A 17,157-nucleotide genomic window follows, 5' to 3' on the forward strand; every position below is an offset into this window, starting at 1 on the left:
AGGTAGTCGCGACCGTGTGCAAGGTCACTCACCCCAGTCCTCTTCGAGCTCGGGGGCTCGCTCGAGGACTGGCGGCTCGGTGTCGACGACTTCAAGCTCTGCGCCACAGGTCGTACAGTCAACGATCTCTCCCACTTCCAGATCATCGTGCAGGGACACTTCCGCCCCACACTCGACGCATTCGGTCATTGTACCTGCAACTGGGAGCCAATAACCCTTAAACCCTTCGAACTTATCAAGAGAAATACACGAAGCGCAGTATCGACTAATGGAGTGAATGTACTGTTTTCCGGCCGGTTACGGTTCCAATGTCATGGAGTTGGTAGTTTGTCCCCTGGCGGGGACCGCCGCGAAATCGTGGGCCGCACTCGAGCAACTGCTGGGCTCGCCACTGCGGGGAGCGGTGACTCAGACATAGTCGTTTACCTCCGAACGAAGCGCCTGGCGGGCTGCCTCGAGTGCGTTCTCGGTCACGTCGAGCGTTTCCTCGTCGGCCTCTGTCTCTTATACACATNCCGACTCGAGTGGCTCGCCGAGCACCTCCTCGGCGGCAGCCGCGATCGCGTCGTAGTCTGCTCCACTCTCCGCTGCAATCGCAACGAGTTCGTGTGCCGTCCGGAACGGCAACCCGTTCGCCGCGAGCAGGTCGGCGACGCCGGTCGCAGTCGAAAAGCCCGCGCCGGCTTCTGCCGCAAGCGTCTCTGCGTTCCAGTCGGCCGTCGCCACGGCCCCGGCCGCGACCTCGCTGGCTTCCGTCACCGCGTCGACGGTCTCCCACGCGTGGGTCGTCGCACGCTGGAGATCGCGATTGTACGCACGCGGAAGCCCTTTGAGCGTTGTCGTCAACCCCTGTACGCTGCCGGCCGCGTCGCCCGCGACCGCACGAACGAGCTCCAGTGTGTCCGGGTTCTTCTTCTGGGGCATGATCGACGACGTCGAGGAGTAGTCGTCGGCAAGGTCGACGAAGCCGCGGTTGGCGAAGATGATGATATCTTCGGCCAGCCCGGACAGCGTCGTCGCGTGTGTCGACAGCACCTGGGTCGTCTCGAGCAAGAAATCCCGGCTCGAAGAGGCATCCATCGAGTTCTCGACGACTGACTCGAATCCGAGCAGGTCGGCCGTGCGCTCGCGGTCGATATCGAACGTCGTGCCCGCGAAGGCCGCGCCGCCCAGCGGCGACTGGTTGATCCGCTGGTAGGCATCGAACAGGCGTTCCGTATCGCGACGAACCGCGCCTTCGTAGGCCAGCGCCCAGTGTGCCACCGTCGTCGGCTGGGCGGGTTGGAGGTGCGTGTAGCCGGGCATGATCGTCTCCGTGTGCTCGGCGGCGACCTCGACGAGCGACTCGCGCAGCGCGAGCGTCGTCTCGATGGCCTCGAGCACGTCCTCGCGCAGTCGATAGCGGATACACGCCGCGACCTCGTCGTTTCTCGAGCGCGCGGTGTGCATCTTCCCGCCGTCGGGGCCGATCCCCTCGATGACGGCCGTCTCGATGGCCTCGTGGACGTCTTCGCCGTCGGGCAGGGAGGCGTGGCCGTCGACTTCGATTGCATCAAGTGCCATGAGGATCTGACCCGCGACGTCGTCGCCGATTATGTCCTGCTCGGCGAGCATGATGACGTGTGCGCGGTCGATCTCGATATCGGCCTCGAAGATCCGTTCGTCCGCTGCGAGCGAGGAGAGGAAGCTCCGGGCGGGGCCGCCGCTGAATCGGTCCCGTCGGACGACACCTTCGTCACTCGCGGTGTCGCTGCCGTCGGTTTCCAGTGTGGATTCGGTCGGCCCGTCGTGAGCGCTCTCCTCGGTCATGGTTATTCGTCCTCGTCCGTGTTCGCCGCGATCGCTTCGTTCGCGAGACGGCGCTGGAAGCCGTGGTACTTCGCGACGCCGGTGGCGTCTTCCTGCGTGATCTTCCCGACCGTTTCGGTGTCGAAGGAGGCGTGTTCAGCCGAGTAGGCCGCAAATTTGCTGTCGCGGGCCACGGCGCGAGCCTGGCCACCCTCGAAACGAATCGTGACGGTGCCGGTAACACGCTGTTGGGTTTCGTCGATGAAGCCCTCGAGTGCGCCGACCAGCGGTGCGTCGATCAGGCCCTCGTAGCCCTTCTTGGACCACTTCTGGTCGATCAGCTGCTTGAATTCGCGTTCTTCCTGCGTGAGGACGAGTCCCTCGAGCGCCTCGTGGGCGTTGAGCAGCGTCGTCGCCGCGGGGTGCTCGTAGTTCTCACGAACCTTCAGCCCGAGCATGCGGTCTTCCATCGAGTCGGTACGACCGACGCCGTAGGCGCCAGCGACCTCGTTCAAGTGCTCGATGAGGTCGACGGGCTCGTACTCGACGCCGTCGACGGCGACGGGACGACCCTGCTCGAACTCGATGTCGATCTCCTGGGTCTCGCCGGTTGGGGCCTGCGTCCAAGCGTAGATGTCCTCCGGTGGGACGTAGCTTGGGTCCTCGAGGTCGTCGCCCTCGACGGAGCGACTCCAGAGGTTGGTGTCGATCGACCAGTCGCCGCCACTGCCACCCTCGACGGGGAGGTCTTTCTCGGCGGCGTACTCCTGTTCCCACTCGCGCGTGAGTCCGAGTTCGCGCACAGGGGCGATGACCTCGAGGTCGGAGTCACGCCAGACAGCCTCGAAACGCAGCTGGTCGTTCCCTTTGCCCGTACAGCCGTGGGCAATGCCGGTACAGCCCTGTTCTTCTGCGACCTCGAGGATTGCCTCGGCGATCACTGGGCGGGCGAGTGCCGTCCCAAGTGGATAGCCCTGATAGGTCGCGTTCGCGCGAACGCCCTCAAGGCAGAGGTCAGCAAACTCTTCTTTCGCGTCGACGACGTAGTGTTCGAGGCCGAGTGCCTCGGCGGTCTCTTCGGCTTCGTCGAATTCGGAAGCCGGCTGGCCGACGTCGACCGTGACGCCGATAACGTCGTCGTATCCGTACTCTTCCTCGAGCAGCGGGACACAGACAGTCGTGTCAAGCCCACCCGAGAACGCAAGTGCGACGCGTGTCATATGGTACTCGAGTGAAACAGCAGGAAGGACTTAAGGACGTTGATTTCGATTGCGTAAATTATAGACAGAGCGGCTGCTGGCTGTGATTTCAGCGTTTGCGCGACAGTGAAACGATCCGGGGACGTGGGGTGTGGTATAGGGTGGGCTCAGAGGCCCGCCGCCGTCGCCGCGGAGTCCCGTCGGTACCAAACACGCCGAGCGTGGTTCCGACAGGAGAGTTCATTAGTGGCCTAATGAGAGTCCTCGGTATTAAATCCTGCTACATACCGAACGCCACGCTCGGATGCCGATCACGCCTCCGTGTCGTCATCCGCTGGCAGCGCTAACACGTTTTCGCGTCCGATTCGGAAGACCTCGATTTTGTCGTCTTCGCGCAGACCGCTGACGACCTGACTCGTCTTGGCCTCGGTCCAGTCGAGTTCGGAGACGACTGCCTGTTGTTTAAGCCGCCCCCCGTGTTGCTCGAGCAACTGGAGGACGCGTTCTTCGTTGCTGAGCAGGTCGGCCGGCGGTCCGTTCGCCTTCGTCGCCGAACCGTTGGCGAGCGGTGGCGTCTCGGACGCGGCTCCCGTCACGTCGGCTCGCTGTCGCTCGAGCCACCAACCAACAGCACCGAGGATCGCCAGAAGAGCAAGCGCGGCGATCACGGCGAGCCACGGCATCGACGGACTCGCGCCCGTTTCTGCGGGTTGTTCCTCTCCGTTGCTCTCTTCGATCATGACGACCAGCGGCGGGTCGGGTGAAAACTCGGTGCTATCGCTGTTCCAGTAGACGGCATCCGCGGACGCATCTTCGGGCGACGGTGACACCTCCTCGATGGTGTAGCCGTCGGGGGCAACCATCTGCACCGAGGTGTTTCGCGAGAGGGTGTAGCCCGCGAGCGCATCGCCCGCCTCGATCCGGTTCAGTTCGACGTAGGCGAACGTCGACCACTCGAATCGGACCTCGACGCGGCCGAGATCTCGCGGTGCAGCGCTCGTATCCGTGCGAACGGAGACGTTCGAGAGCTCCATCTCCTCTCTCTCCGTCGCGTTCACGCCTTCCTCGAGGACCTCGTTCCAGCGGACCTCCTGACTGTCGGCGTACGCCTCCGGGTTGGCCTCGACGTCGTCGCGAAGTTCTTCCCACGTGCCGTCGGAGTTATTTTCGAAGCGATAGTCGACGGCGAACGTCGCCGTCCCGTTCTCGGAGACGAAAATATCGATATGGATCTCGTCCGCGTCGGCGAGTCGGTCGCTCTCCTCGGATGATTGTTGCATCACTGCGCCCTGCGCCCCGCTATCCGCAGCAACGCCAGCAGGAAGGGCCGTCACCAGCGCAAGGACACAGCCGATTCCCACGAGCACCCAGATCAGGGCCCAGAGCCCCTTCACATCCATCGTACTGGAATGCCGTATCCGCACAAATAGGCTTTCCGACGTCGTAACGATGTATTTTTCAGACAGTCACACCGAAACGAATGTATGCTCGATACGCGTGGCGAACTCGAGGTCGAAACACTTCTGAAGATCGTCCTCGGACTGGTCGCCGTCTTGCTGGTCTTACAGATCCTCCAGACGCTGGTCAGCGGACTCGCCAGTCTGCTCGGCCCGTTCTTTCTGTTGGTCCAGCTCGCGATCGCCGTCCTGATCGTCCTCTGGCTGGTCGACCGGATCTAAGGCTCGCCAGTCGACGGATCACCACACTCATACGCGAACCACGTCTACGGAACAGTACGTGTACAGCGTCAACGTCCCCGTTCCCGGTCGCGTCCGCACGCTCGCGAACGAACTGTATCCGGAACTCGTCGGCTTCGAGCACGTCCGCGAGGAGCACTCGTGTCTGCTCAAACGCCTCGGCGAGGCCGACCACGTCGCCCAGTTACAACACCGCGCCCATCGCGCGCTCGAGGGCGCGCCCGCGGTCGAGGCCCGGATCACGGCGATCGACTACTTCGAGGACCCGCCACTCGGCTCGGCACCTGTCGTCTATCTCGCCGTCGAGAGTCCCGGCCTCGAGTCGATCCACGACGACCTCACTGCGGCGTTCGACACCGTCGAGGGACTCGAGGGCGACGACTACGTCCCCCACGTCACGCTGGCTCGCGGCGGCGACATCGAGACTGCGAAACGACTGGCCGACCGCGAAATCGAGCCGATCGAATGGACGGTCAGCGGCCTCGAGTTCTGGGATGGAACGTACAAACTCCCGGTGAGCCGGGTTTCGTTGCCGGCCTGAGCGCTCAGCCGTGTCGACTCGAGCGCTACGGTGCCGGTGGGTCGCCGTCGTAGGCGTCGTGGTCGCCGTAGAAATTCAACATTGCGAATTTTAGCTTCTCAGGGTCGATATCGAGGAGTTCCTCGCGTTCCTCGTGTGGGAACGTGCTGTTGACGCTGTATCTCCCGAGATCGGGTTTGGCCGACCGCGAGTAGCGCCGATCGAGCAGCGCGCGCACGCCAACGTCCTCCGGCGAGCGAATCACTCGGCCGAGGGCCTGTCTCGTTTTGCGGACCGTCGGAATCTCGACGGCGTAGCGCCAGCCAGTTTCGGTCCCCTCGAACGCCGCGTCGTACGCTTCCTGAACCGCCTCGGCTCGGTCATCGAGATGTGGGTACGGCACGCCGACCCCCAGCACCGTCGTCGCGTCGTCGCCGTCGAAGCTCACGCCCTCCGCAAGCGTGCCCCACAGCGAGGTACACAACACCGCGCCGTCGTCCGCGACGAACCGCTGGCGGAGTTCTTCGACCGGTGTCCCCGGTTCGTCCAGATACACCGTCTTCTCCGACCGGCGCTCGAGGCGGTCGGCGTAGCGCTCTGCCTCGCCGTAGTTGGGGAAAAAGGCGAGCGTGTTACCGGGCGTTATCCGCACGGCGTCGTGGATCGTCTCCGTCACCGTCTCCTGTACGTCGGGGTCGTCCCGATCCGAGGCGAACAGCGGCGGTGTCTCGACGGCGTACGTTCGGCGTCTGTCTTCGGGGAACTGCAACCCGTAGGCCATCGTGATCGGCTCCTCGAGGCCCAGCACGCTCTCGGTGACGTCGAACGGCTGGAGGGTCGCACTCATCAGGACGGTGCTCGAGACCTCCTCGAACAGTCGCCCGGTCACCTGCCGCGGGAGGCAGGAGTACAGTTCCGCGCGACCGTAGACTTCGTCGGTGCCGGCGTCGCGGGTGACCGCGACGACCGGGTACAGCCCCTCGGCCGTCCCCTCGTCGAGCCACGCGCTGACGAACGCCGCGGCTTGGAGGGTCTGACACTCCGTTCGCGTCGCCGTCTCGCCCTCGCGGTAGGCCTCCTCGTACTGCTCGTCGAGTTCTTGCCCGAGTTCCATCGCGGCCTCGAGGTCGTCGTCGATCCCTCGACCGGAGTACCGTTGGAGGAACTCGAGAGTCAGATCGTCGCGCCGGTTCTCGTTGGCGATCGAGATATCAGTCCAGTTCTCGCCGATCGCTTCACGATCACCGAAGCCGAAGGTACCCTCGTAGGTCTCGACGAGCGCGCGGTGAAACGCCGAGAGGGCGTTGCCGGCGTCCTCGGCGCGTGGATCGTCGGTATCCGCGAGTTCGTCCAGCGCCGAGTCGAACGTCCGCTCGGAGCAGGTTCGGGTGGCGTGTTCGCGAGCGGCGTCTTCGACGTTGTGGGCCTCGTCGAAGACGACGATGACATCCTCGGGGTCGCGACCAAGCCAGCGGAAAAACTGCTGTCGAATGGTCGAATCGAGCAGGTGATGGTAGTTACAGACGACGAGGTCGACGCCCTCGAGGCCCTCCTTTAAGAGTTCGTAGCCACACAGCTGCTGGCTGTCGGCGTACTCGTAAATTTCCTCCGGCGTGCGGACGTCCTCGAACAGCCAGCCGAAGAAGTCGTCCGTCTCTTCGGTCAGGTTGTTCCGATAGTAGTCACAGACGTTCTGTTCCTCGAGTTCCTCGAGTCGTTCGTCGAGGTTCTCGAGTTCGTCCATGACGGCGCTGCGGGCGTCTGCTGCGCCGCCATCGCCATCCTGGCTCTCGGCGAGGAGTTCGCGCTGGCGGCGCTCGAGTTGGCGTTTGTCGTCTTCGGTGTCGACGACCGCGCGGGTGTTGTCCCGCAGGGCCTGACACTCCTCGTAGCCGACGTCGATGTGACACATCGACGACTTGCCTTTGAAGACGACCGCCCGAATCCGTTCTTCGCGGGTGATCGCGCGGGCCTCGGCGACGAACTGGCGCATCTGCTGGTGGACGTTGGTCGTGATGACGACCGTCTTGTCCTGCTCGCGGGCGACCTCCAGTGCGGGGACCAGCGACGAGAGCGTCTTGCCGGTTCCGCAGGCTCCCTCGAAGAGGACGTTCTGTCCACGGGTCAGCGCGTTGTGGATGCGATCCATCGCCTCGCGCTGATTCTCGTACGGCTGGTCGTACGGGAAAAAGCGCATGTACCCGGCTGTCTCGGACACGGTAGGTGATTGGTCCTTCATTCGATAAAAGGGTTCGTCTCAGCAGCCCTCCAGACGGCCCCGTCGCCCGCGGGAACGGTCTCCCTCGATGGCGAAAGGATCGTCACCCCCGGACCTGTAGCGGGACGTATGATCGCAATCTTCTCCGATACACACAGCAGCCGTGGACACGAACTCGAGGGCGAGGCGCTGACTGCGGCCCGCGAAGCCGACGCCGTGATCCATGCGGGCGATTTCACGAGTGTAGCCGCACTCGAGGCGTTTCAAGACGAGTGCGAACTGCTCTATGCTGTCCACGGGAACGCCGACAGCGCAGCCGTCCAGGATCGACTCCCGACGGCTCGCGTCGTCGAAGCCGGCGGCGTTCGATTCGCCGTCACCCACCGCCGAGATGGCGGCGAGATGGGACTGGTCATGTTCGGCCGGTCGAACGCTGCTGATGTCGTCGTCTCGGGGCATAGCCACCGACCGACGGTCGTCGAGACCGAGGACTGTCTCCTCGTAAACCCCGGCAGCCACGCCGATCCGCGCGGGAACCAGCCGGGGTTTGCCGTCCTCGAGGAGCGATCCGACGAGCAGGCGGACGGAAAGACACGACTCGCCGGCGAGATTCGACACCCGGACGGCACACTCGTGGAGTCGTTCGAGGTCACGGGAACGACCACGGCTGAGTGAGGTGCCGAAAAACGGAGCGTCAGCGGGTGGTGGAGGGGGTGATCCAGCAGGCGATCCGTCTCGACCACGGCGGTGGAGGGTGGCGATCGAGACGTATACGACGGTATACTCGCTGGATGGATATACACAGCGGAAGGTAAAACATCGATTTCAGTCATTGGTCGGTGTACTGTCCACCGCTCGAGCAGCCGACTCGAGCGGGATTGTCGACTCATACGGTCTGCTGTACCGATGTCCCGCCGATCGCGGGCGGCGGGGTCGGTGATCGGCGGTCAGTGACGACAACAGTCCGTATCACTGTCACCTTCGTGCGGTCGAAACGGTTTTGCGCGCCGACACAGTACGGGTCTTGTATGCTCGGCTTCCTCCCCGACGATCCCGTCATCATCGCCGTCGTGGTGATCCTCCTGTCGCTGGTCTTTTTCTCGTATCTGCTGATCCGCCGGACGATCCTCGAGTTCCGTGACGGAATGCGATAACGGTCTCGTTGCCACAGTCGGCGGCCGAACAGCCATCGCCGACAGGGAATCACTTACAGTCGTGGTGTTCGAGGACGACTCCATGAACGAGCGCGAGTGCCACCGACACGGTGTCCGTTGGAGACGACAATGAGTCAGGACAACCAGCCGAGTTCGAGTGCGCGCCGCTGGGGCGGACGGCTCATCTCGGCGCTTCGTCTCGCAGCCGTCTCGCTGCTCGTCGTCGGCTTCAGCGGCTGGTTGCTCGACGACGGCGGCGATGTCGCACTCGAGTCGCCGTTTACGCTTGCGTTTGGCCTCGGTATCGGCTGTGCGATCGTTTCGATCTATCTCGGCGTGTTTCTGGCGAACCGAGAGTGATCGATCCCCCAGAGTGTCCGATTCGAAAACGGTATCCCGGCGCTCGGGATACGTGTGAGACATGGACCCACGTATCCGCGAACACGCCGAGATCATCGCGAATCACTCGGTCGACCTCCAGGAAGGGGACAACGTCATCATCGACGCCCATCCAGTCGCTGAAGACCTCGTCGTTGCCCTCCACGAGGTAATCGGCGAGATCGGCGCGAATCCGTTGACGACGAGCCAGCGGACGGGCGCACGCCAGCGCCGGGCGTATCTTCGCGCGGGTGACGACGAGTACGAGACCCCCGCCCACGAACTCGCACTCATCGAGGAGACGGACGTCTACATCGCTATTCGGGCGGGCGACAACGTCACTCAGACCAGCGACGTCGACCCCGAAACCAGCGCGGCCTACCAGCAGGCCCACCAGCCCATTCTCGAGGAACGGCTCTCGACGCGCTGGTGTCTCACGCAGTTCCCCGCGCCGGCAAACGCCCAGCTCGCCGAGATGTCGACGGAAGGCTACGAGGAGTTCGTCTGGGACGCCGTCAACAAAGACTGGGACGAACAGCGTGCCCATCAGGCGAACATGGTCGAGCTCATGGACCCCGCTGACGAGATCCGGATCAAAAGCGGCGAGACGACCGACGTGACGATGTCGATCGACGGCAATCCGACGCGCAACGACTACGGCGAGCACAACCTCCCCGGCGGCGAAGTGTTCACCGCGCCCGTCCCCGACAGCGTCGAGGGTGAGGTGCTGTTCGATATGCCGCTCTATCATCAGGGTCGAGAGATTACGGACGTTTACCTCGAGTTCGAGGGCGGCGAGGTCGTTTCCCACTCCGCGGCGAAAAACGAAGACCTGCTGACGGAGGTTCTCAATACGGACGACGGCGCGCGCCGACTCGGCGAACTCGGCATCGGGATGAACCGCGATATCGACCGGTTCACGTACAACATGCTGTTCGACGAGAAGATGGGCGACACCGTCCACATGGCCATCGGCCGCGCCTACGACGACACCGTCGGCGAGGACAACGAGCAAAACGACAGCGCCGTCCACGTCGACATGATCGTCGATATGAGCGAGAACTCGCTGATCGAAATCGACGGCGAGGTCGTCCAGCGCGACGGGACGTTCGTCTTCGAGGACGGTTTCGAACAGTAAGTTCACAACGCCCTCGAGCCGTCTCTCGACGGCCAAAACCGTTCGACTGGTCGGCATCGTCTGGCTTTATACATCCGGACTCAGTAGCTGTCGTATGGCAGTCCTCGTAGCGTACGATGGGTCAGCGCCCGCACGCAAGGCAGTGGAACACGCCTTTGAGACGTTCCCCGACGAGGAGATCATCCTGCTTCGCGTCGTCGAAGCGGCGGAGGGCTCGACGGGAGCGGGAATCGAACTCCTGAAAGACATGTTCCGAGAGCGTGAAAAGAAGATCTCCGAAGGGTTCGGCGACGAAGTCTCGAATATCATCAGCACCGATGACGTCGAGTTCCGCACGGAGACGGCCGTCGGCCAGCCCGCTCGAGCGGTCGTCGCGTTCGCGGAGGAGAACGACGAGGTCGAACACGTCATCATCGGCAGCCACGGGCGAGACGGCGTCTCGCGCGTGTTGCTCGGCAGTGTCGCCGAAACAATCGTCCGCCGGTCACCCGTCCCCGTGACCGTCGTCCGGTAGTTACTGCGAGTTCGTCATCCCGCCGTCGACGACGAGCGATTCGCCGGTGACGTAATCGGAAAGGTCGCTCGCGAGATACAACGCCGCGTCAGCGACATCTTCGGGCTGGCCCGCGCGTCGCGACGGGATCGCCTGCAAGAAGCCCTCTTCGGCGTCGGTGCCCATGATCGGGAAGTCGTCGGTCGTCATCGTCGTTTCGATCAGGCCCGGATGGATCGCGTTCACTCGAACGCCGTCGGGTCCCAGCTTTGCGGCCATCGCGTACGTGAGCAGCCGCACGGCACCTTTCGTCCCACAGTAGGTGACGAACTCGCCCGAACCCTCGAGGCCGGCGACCGACGAGAGGTTGATGATCCGGCCGCCGTCGGCCTCGACCATCCGCTTTGCCGCCGCTTGCGCGCCGAAGAAGACGCCTTTGACGTTGATGTCCATCATCCGGCCGAAGTCGTCCTCGTCGACCTCGAGGAACTCCTCGCCGTGGAAGATCCCCGCGTTGTTGACCATCACGGTGACGCCACCGAATTCCTCGGCGGCCTCGACGGCTGACTCGAGGTCGTCGACGTTCGTAACGTCACACTCGACGAACGTCGCGTTCGCGTCCGTCTCGTCCTCGATCAGTTCGTGAGTCGGCTCACCGCCCTCTCGAGGCGACTCCTGAATATCCGCGACGACGATATCGGCTCCTTCCGCGGCGAACCGACGGGCGATCGCCCGTCCGTTTCCGCTCGAGCCGCCCGTTACGACCGCCACATCGTCCGTGAGCATTGGAGACATTGCACATGATTTTACGGTACAAACACAGATAACGGTATTCACGCTTTACACGCCGTGATAACGGACTCAGTACCGGTTTCGCGGCGTCTCGAGCGCGTCTCCTCCGACGTGTTACGTGTCGATCACGCGAACGGCACCGATCTGGCCCGCCTGCTGGTACTCACAGAGGTAGTGCTCCATCGCCGGGGTGGCTTCGAACTCGAGCGTTTCGACCTCGCCGATAGTTTCGTTGCCGTCGGTCGAGTAGTCCGCGACGACATCGTGATCGGCGTCCCAGAACGCGATATTGTGGTGGACGCCGTCCATATTCTCCCACGTAATCTCGTACTCTCGACCCGCAACGAGCACGAGTGTCGGATTCTCGACGCGGTCGATCGCGGCCGGTTCGGCGCCGACCCAGCCGCCGACGTAGCCGTCGAAGACGATTTCGTCGACGTCTCGCCACGCCGCCGGGTTCGTGTCGCCCTCGAGCGACTCTGCTGCGTCGACGACGGGTTCGGGATCGTCGGGGTCGTCGTCGCGATTCAGACAGCCGGCAACGGAGGCGGCTACAAGGGCTCCAGCCACTCCTGAGAGGAACGTCCGTCTGTCCGCGCTGCTCGGAGTCATTAGGAATCGTATGCGACCGAGTCGCATAAGCGCCAGCCCGACGAGTGCACGAGCATCGCCGACAGTGACTGTCGTCCAAGCTAACCGAACAATTCAGAGGAATTGCTGTCCCTGTGTCCCGCCGATCGCCGACCCATGCTGGCGATCGGCGGGCAGTGACGACAGGAAACCGTCTCAGTCCTCGAGGAGGGCCGCGACCATCCCCGAAACGAACTCGAGTTCGTCCTCGTTGACGCCGTGGCCCATCCCCTCGTAGAGCCGTTTGGAGACGTCGGCGTGCATCGACTCGAAGGCGTCGGCCGTCTCGTGGACGCGTTCTTCGGGAATGTGCGGGTCGACGTCGCTACAGCCGAGGAACACGGGGGTATCCTCGAGATTTCCGGGATACTCGTCGTCGAGGTCCTCGCCGATGAGACCGCCGCTCAAGGCGGCGAGCCCGCCGTAGCGTCGTGGATTTCGAGCGAGGAACTCGCTGGCGAGACACGCTCCCTGCGAGAACCCGACCAGCATGACGCGGTCGGTCGAGATGCCGGCGTCGCTGACCTCGTCGATCGCGTCCGCGATCGCCTGCAGTCCCGACGTTCGCCCCGGTTCGTTGGCCTCGACGGGTGCCAGAAACGAGTTCGGATACCACGTCTTGCCGGCCGCCTGCGGGGCGAGCAAGGCGACGCCGTCGTGGTGGATCTCGTTTGCGAGGTCGAGCATCCCCTGTGCGGTCGCTCCGCGCCCGTGGGTGAGCACGATCGCAGCCGAAGCGTCCTCGAGCGGCGTGCCAGCGGTGACGAGCGGCTGGCCCTGGTGTGGGCCGTCCACGTCGTCACCCGCGCTCATTCGACACCACCGACGCCCGCACTCGCGTCGGGCAGGTCGTGCTTGACGACCTCGAGGCCGAGTGCTTCGATCGCGCCGCGGAGGTGTTCGTCCTTGGCGTACTCGGCCCCGTCGGCCTCGCGGAGTTCCTGGGCTTTCGCCAAGATCTCGCCGCGGCGGTCGTTCGGGATCTCGTATTTGTCCGCCGAGAGCTCGATAACTAGCCCGTTGTTGTCCGTCGTGTAGATCGAGTGGAAGATGCCGCGGTCGAAGACGTTGTAGCGGTGGCCCGCGTCCTCGAGGGCTTGCATCGTCTCCTCGTACTCGTCGGGGTCGACGCTGAAACAGAGGTGGTGGACAGCGCCGACGCCGCCGCGTTGGCCCCGCTGGTTCGATGGGCGGTCGTCGCTCACGAAGAACGTGAGGATACGGCCGTCACCCGTGTCGAAGAACAGGTGTGTCTGCGACGGATCGTCGAGGTTGGGCTGGCGAAGGACGAGGGGCATCCCGAGGAGGTCCCGATAGAACTCGATCGTATCGGCCTCATTGCTCCCCCAGATGGTGATATGGTCGGTTCCCGTCATGTGGACGGGGCTATCGGGCAGTGCTGGCGTGACCGGGTTCGGTGTATCGTCGGACATGGTTGCTTACTCCGCGACGAGGTCGCCGAAGACGCGCGCGGCGTCTGCGGGGACGTCGAAGTCGTGGTAGTACTCTCCCTTGACGGTCGAGAGGATGTTGAGTGCTGCGGCCGCACCGTCGCCGACAGCGATCGCGGCCTGCCACTCTTCGGGTCGGACCATCGCACCCGTCGCGTAGACGCCGTCGATGCTCGTCTCCATGTTCACGCCGACATCGACGAGTTCCTCGTCGGTGAACGCACAGCCCAACTCGTCGGCCAGATCGCGGTTGGCCCCGGTCGCGAGAACCACGTAGTCGGCCGCGTACTCGCCGTCGTCGGTCTCGACGGTGAAGCCGCTCTCGGACTCGCTGACTGCGGTTACGGGCTCGCCCTGGTGGCGGTCGACGCCGAAATCATCGACCTGCTGGCGCGCCGTCGCCATGAACTCGCTGCCACCGACCGAGCCGATGCCGAGATAGTTGAACAGATGGGCCTTGTGCATCCACGTCGCGTCGGTATCGAAGACGGTCGTCTCGAGGCCGTTTTTCGCCGTAAACAGAGCTGCGCTCAATCCTGCCGGGCCGCCGCCGACGACGATCACGGTTGGCGTTCGAGTCGAGTCATCGGAGTCAGCCGAAGCGTCAGTGTCGCTCATTGTAGTTACACAATGTTACTGCAGACGTATGAACCCAGCAGAGACGCTGAAGCAACCACGTAACACGGATGTTACTGGTCCGTCACCGGACGGTTCAAATCCGGTTGTCGTCGTCGCTGGGTGGGGAACACGAGCTATAGTAACAACTGAACCGATTGACACACTGATCACACTGTCCGCGGTTCTCGCTCGAGTCCTCGCTCACGGGTCGTTTCTCCCCGTTCGCATTTCCGCGGGTCTCGCTCACGTCGTTCGCTTCGACCCGCGCACGCTCCGAACCGCGCACGCACCAAACCGCGCTCCCGTCGTGCGAGCAGGTGTGCAGTGACGGTCAGTGGCTACTCTATATCCCCGACGCCTATCGACGGTTTCGACGGCTACTGTTGGGTGTTATGATATAGCACACGGCTTGCATTTGAAAGCTCAACGTGTTCACGTGACGCCGTTGAATGTGAACATCCACGGACACACCCGATCTGCCGACTGCCACCACCCGACGGCTGCGACGGGCTCCGTCCCGACCACGGGCGGCGGCGTCGGTGATCAGCAGTCAGTGACTCCAGCAGCCCGTATGGGCGCTCAAACCGTCTCGAGCGCCCGACTGAGGACCAGTCACACCGAACCACAGGCACCCTCGCCGTCACCGACGATTGGGTTCCGCGACGGCACGCTCGAGGGGCCATCCTACCGTCCAACGGAGATCAGACATGAACACTAGCCTTGAAGTGGAGTACTGGGTCATCGACGACGATGGTGACCTAGTCGCTCCCGGACCACTGCTCGACATCTCGCCACAGTTCGATCCCGAGTTCGTCGAGCCGATGCTCGAGATCAAAACGACGCCGTGCTCGTCGATGGCCGAACTCCGCGCGGAGTTCCTCGATCGCATCGGAACCGCCGTCGACGCCGCACGCGACCAGGGGAAACGGCTCGTCCCGCTGGCGACCCCCCTCCACGCGAGCCCCGCCGAGATCCCCTACCGCGAGAAAGAGAGCACCGACCTCCAGCGCCGGATCGTCGGTCGATCGTTCGACGACGCCCGCGTCTGTGCCGGCACGCACATCCACTTCGAGCAATCGAACGTCGTCGACCAGTTGAACACGCTGACCGCACTCGACCCCGCGTTCTCGCTCGTCACCAGTTCCGCCCACTACCGCGGCGAACGCATCCTCGAGTGCGCCCGCCCCTTCCTCTATCGACGCTCGTGTTACGAGCACTGTCCCGAGCAGGGCCAACTCTGGCCCTACGTCGACAGCGTCGCCGAATGGGAGCGACGGCTCGAGGACGCCTACGAGGGCTTTCGCGAGCGCGCGATCACGCACGGCGTCGACCCGCAGACCGTCGACGATGCGTTCGAACCGTACGACGCGGTCTGGACCCCGGTTCGGCTGCGAAAAGCGATGCCGACCGTCGAGTGGCGCTCGCCCGACGCCACCCTCCCGACTGAAATCCTCCGGCTCACGGAAACGGTCCGCTCGATCGTCACCCACGCCGACGCCCGCGGCACCACCGTCGGCGCTGAGTCGGCCACCGGCGCAGTCACCCTCCCCACGTTCGACACCGTCGAATCGGTGACCGACGCCGCGATCCACGACGGCCTCGAGAGTCCGGCTGTGACGAGCTACCTCGAGGATCTCGGGTTCACGCCGTCGGCATACGACCCGCTGGCAACGCGGCTGCCCGACTCGCATCTGTCGAAACGGCAGGCGAAAGCGTTGCGATTGGAGGCTGCGCGGCGGCTCGAGGCCGATCTCGAACAGCGCCGTGTTCGAGCCTGAAGACGCCGTCCCGTGACTGAGACCACGCACCGAGAAACAGTTACTGTCGTCGCTCGAGCCAGCGCTGTCCCGTCCGAAGGTCGGTCGGGATCTCGTCGCCAAAGGCACACCGCGTGCGCTCCAGTTCGCAGGGGTTGCCCGTCGCGATATCGATCACTGGGGAGCCACCTTCGAACACGGCAGCACTCGCGGTCGTCAACTGGCCAAAGGCGTGGGGTTCGTCCGTCTCAGGCTCCGGATGGCGACAGATCGAGTCGTCGCCGGGGCCGTTCTCGTGATCCTGTGCGATCGTCCACAGCTTGTCACGGTTGATTCCGTCCATACTGTCGAGCAACTCGAGTGCCCGTTGTCGCCGCGTCGTCGAACTCGCTGTCTCGGTTGACGCCGAACGCACGAAATGATTCGTTCGCGTGACGACAGGATCGTCGTCGACGGCGATGCGTTCGGCGGCCGGATCGATCTCGAGCAAGACGCCTTCGGTTCCATCGGCCAGAAACAGCGTCTGGCTCATCAGCTGCCGGGTCGGGTGTGACTCGAGGAACGCCCGTGCCTCCGCGACAGTCGCACACTCCTCTAGGAGCATGCGGATGACGGTGCCGTTCCGGAGCTGTGTTTCCGGCGCAACATCGTCGCGGTTGCAGTCGATGTACGTATTCGCCGCAACCAGCCCCTGATCGTTGACACCTTTGTAGATCGAAATCGTCCCGCAGGTGTCGACCGTCAGGAAGCCGTAGTAGTCGTCGATCGGTGGCTGCTCAACGATCGACTTCGGTCGGGTACCGCGTCCCGAAATGTCCCGGCTTTTGAGCACGAGTGGGCCGGTATCGGGTGTTTCCCCACCGTTCGACTCGAGTCGCGATGGGATCACGAGCGCGTTCGTACATCCCTGCGGATGCTTCTCGGACCGGCCCCCCTCACCGGCCAGTTCCTCGCAGAGTTCCGCGTACGCGAAGACGTACACTTCGTAGACATCCGAGTCGACATCGAACACCTCAGCCATCGCCTCGTAGGCCCGCCGATGCCGCTCCGGTAGACTGGCTCGGCTTCGGCGAGCGTACTCGAGTAACGGCCCGAGGACGACGTTCTGGGCGGTGATTTCCGACTCGAGTTCGTCGATCGCCCACTCGACGGCCTCGCGTTCGAGTTCGGCGCGTCGGCGTGCCCGATCGGCGAACGTCTCCGAGTCGGCGATCACGTCGCTGTATGCAGTGGTGTCGCCGTCCGGCTCGTTCATGTTTTGAGGAGGGGCTCGAGGGGGTTGTATCGTTGGCTTGAAAACGTCTGGCTCCGGCGGTGACTGGCG

18 protein-coding genes and 1 pseudogene are annotated in these 17,157 nt (G+C 63.7%); 8 read left to right on the forward strand and 11 right to left on the reverse strand.

What is annotated here, in order from left to right:
• Nucleotides 1-24: 24 nt before the first annotated feature.
• From lysW to C495_RS06210, 4 genes and pseudogenes are all read right to left on the reverse strand, one after another.
• Entirely contained in the window at nucleotides 25-189 is a 165-nt protein-coding gene (gene lysW / locus C495_RS06195; RefSeq protein WP_005554620.1) for a lysine biosynthesis protein LysW, read from the reverse strand.
• A 219-nt stretch (nucleotides 190-408) separates the two neighbouring features.
• A pseudogene (gene argH / locus C495_RS06200) lies at nucleotides 409-1,809 on the reverse strand (argininosuccinate lyase).
• Between the two features lie 2 nt (nucleotides 1,810-1,811).
• Nucleotides 1,812-3,008: an argininosuccinate synthase gene (locus C495_RS06205; protein WP_008161045.1), complete on the reverse strand. Its 1,197-nt coding sequence runs from the start codon at nucleotides 3,006-3,008 to the stop codon at nucleotides 1,812-1,814.
• Between the two features lie 290 nt (nucleotides 3,009-3,298).
• Nucleotides 3,299-4,387, reverse strand: coding sequence for a helix-turn-helix transcriptional regulator (locus tag C495_RS06210; protein ID WP_008161048.1), 1,089 nt, complete (start codon nucleotides 4,385-4,387; stop codon nucleotides 3,299-3,301).
• Nucleotides 4,388-4,471: 84 nt separating this feature from the next.
• On the opposite strand from C495_RS06210, the gene C495_RS06215 reads away from it, so the two are divergent.
• Nucleotides 4,472-4,666: a DUF7554 family protein gene (locus C495_RS06215; RefSeq protein WP_006065210.1), complete on the forward strand. Its 195-nt coding sequence runs from the start codon at nucleotides 4,472-4,474 to the stop codon at nucleotides 4,664-4,666.
• 58 nt (nucleotides 4,667-4,724) lie between these two features.
• Nucleotides 4,725-5,225 carry a 2'-5' RNA ligase family protein gene (locus C495_RS06220; protein ID WP_008161050.1) on the forward strand — a complete coding sequence of 167 codons (501 nt, stop codon included), beginning with the start codon at nucleotides 4,725-4,727 and terminating at the stop codon, nucleotides 5,223-5,225.
• Nucleotides 5,226-5,250: 25 nt separating this feature from the next.
• On the opposite strand, the gene C495_RS06225 is transcribed toward C495_RS06220, so the two are convergent.
• Nucleotides 5,251-7,422, reverse strand: a complete 2,172-nt coding sequence (locus C495_RS06225; protein ID WP_008161053.1) for an ATP-dependent DNA helicase — start codon at nucleotides 7,420-7,422, stop codon at nucleotides 5,251-5,253.
• 129 nt (nucleotides 7,423-7,551) lie between these two features.
• On the opposite strand from C495_RS06225, the gene C495_RS06230 reads away from it, so the two are divergent.
• From C495_RS06230 to C495_RS06245, 5 genes are all read left to right on the forward strand, one after another.
• Entirely contained in the window at nucleotides 7,552-8,097 is a 546-nt protein-coding gene (locus C495_RS06230) for a metallophosphoesterase (protein ID WP_008161055.1), read from the forward strand.
• Between the two features lie 353 nt (nucleotides 8,098-8,450).
• The gene (locus tag C495_RS18480) at nucleotides 8,451-8,576 is read left to right on the forward strand and encodes a DUF7859 family protein (protein WP_006065214.1); all 126 of its coding nucleotides are present in this window, start codon (nucleotides 8,451-8,453) and stop codon (nucleotides 8,574-8,576) included.
• Nucleotides 8,577-8,705: 129 nt separating this feature from the next.
• A complete protein-coding gene (locus C495_RS06235) occupies nucleotides 8,706-8,936 on the forward strand; it encodes a hypothetical protein (RefSeq protein WP_008161057.1) in 231 nt (76 codons plus the stop codon).
• Nucleotides 8,937-8,997: 61 nt separating this feature from the next.
• Nucleotides 8,998-10,092 carry an aminopeptidase gene (locus C495_RS06240; protein WP_008161059.1) on the forward strand — a complete coding sequence of 365 codons (1,095 nt, stop codon included), beginning with the start codon at nucleotides 8,998-9,000 and terminating at the stop codon, nucleotides 10,090-10,092.
• Between the two features lie 94 nt (nucleotides 10,093-10,186).
• A complete protein-coding gene (locus C495_RS06245; RefSeq protein WP_008161061.1) occupies nucleotides 10,187-10,606 on the forward strand; it encodes a universal stress protein in 420 nt (139 codons plus the stop codon).
• Here C495_RS06245 and C495_RS06250 read toward each other — a convergent pair whose 3' ends face one another.
• The 5 genes from C495_RS06250 to C495_RS06270 form a co-directional block, all read right to left on the reverse strand.
• Nucleotides 10,607-11,380, reverse strand: coding sequence for an SDR family oxidoreductase (locus C495_RS06250; RefSeq protein WP_049890179.1), 774 nt, complete (start codon nucleotides 11,378-11,380; stop codon nucleotides 10,607-10,609).
• A 111-nt stretch (nucleotides 11,381-11,491) separates the two neighbouring features.
• Nucleotides 11,492-11,989, reverse strand: a complete 498-nt coding sequence (locus C495_RS06255) for a hypothetical protein (protein WP_008161065.1) — start codon at nucleotides 11,987-11,989, stop codon at nucleotides 11,492-11,494.
• 174 nt (nucleotides 11,990-12,163) lie between these two features.
• Nucleotides 12,164-12,820: an alpha/beta hydrolase gene (locus C495_RS06260; protein ID WP_008161067.1), complete on the reverse strand. Its 657-nt coding sequence runs from the start codon at nucleotides 12,818-12,820 to the stop codon at nucleotides 12,164-12,166.
• A complete protein-coding gene (locus C495_RS06265; RefSeq protein ID WP_008161069.1) occupies nucleotides 12,817-13,440 on the reverse strand; it encodes a VOC family protein in 624 nt (207 codons plus the stop codon). Before C495_RS06265 ends, C495_RS06260 begins: the two co-directional genes overlap by 4 nt.
• Before the next feature lie 6 nt (nucleotides 13,441-13,446).
• A complete protein-coding gene (locus C495_RS06270; RefSeq protein WP_008161071.1) occupies nucleotides 13,447-14,076 on the reverse strand; it encodes an NAD(P)/FAD-dependent oxidoreductase in 630 nt (209 codons plus the stop codon).
• 707 nt (nucleotides 14,077-14,783) lie between these two features.
• Here C495_RS06270 and C495_RS06280 point away from each other — a divergent pair.
• Nucleotides 14,784-15,854: a glutamate-cysteine ligase family protein gene (locus C495_RS06280; protein WP_049890180.1), complete on the forward strand. Its 1,071-nt coding sequence runs from the start codon at nucleotides 14,784-14,786 to the stop codon at nucleotides 15,852-15,854.
• A 40-nt stretch (nucleotides 15,855-15,894) separates the two neighbouring features.
• Here the strand turns inward: C495_RS06280 and C495_RS06285 are convergent, their stop codons facing one another.
• Nucleotides 15,895-17,088: a C45 family autoproteolytic acyltransferase/hydolase gene (locus tag C495_RS06285; RefSeq protein WP_008161076.1), complete on the reverse strand. Its 1,194-nt coding sequence runs from the start codon at nucleotides 17,086-17,088 to the stop codon at nucleotides 15,895-15,897.
• Between the last annotated feature and the right edge of the window lie 69 nt (nucleotides 17,089-17,157).

The sequence above is a fragment of the Natronorubrum sulfidifaciens JCM 14089 genome, from assembly GCF_000337735.1.
Classification (GTDB): domain Archaea; phylum Halobacteriota; class Halobacteria; order Halobacteriales; family Natrialbaceae; genus Natronorubrum; species Natronorubrum sulfidifaciens.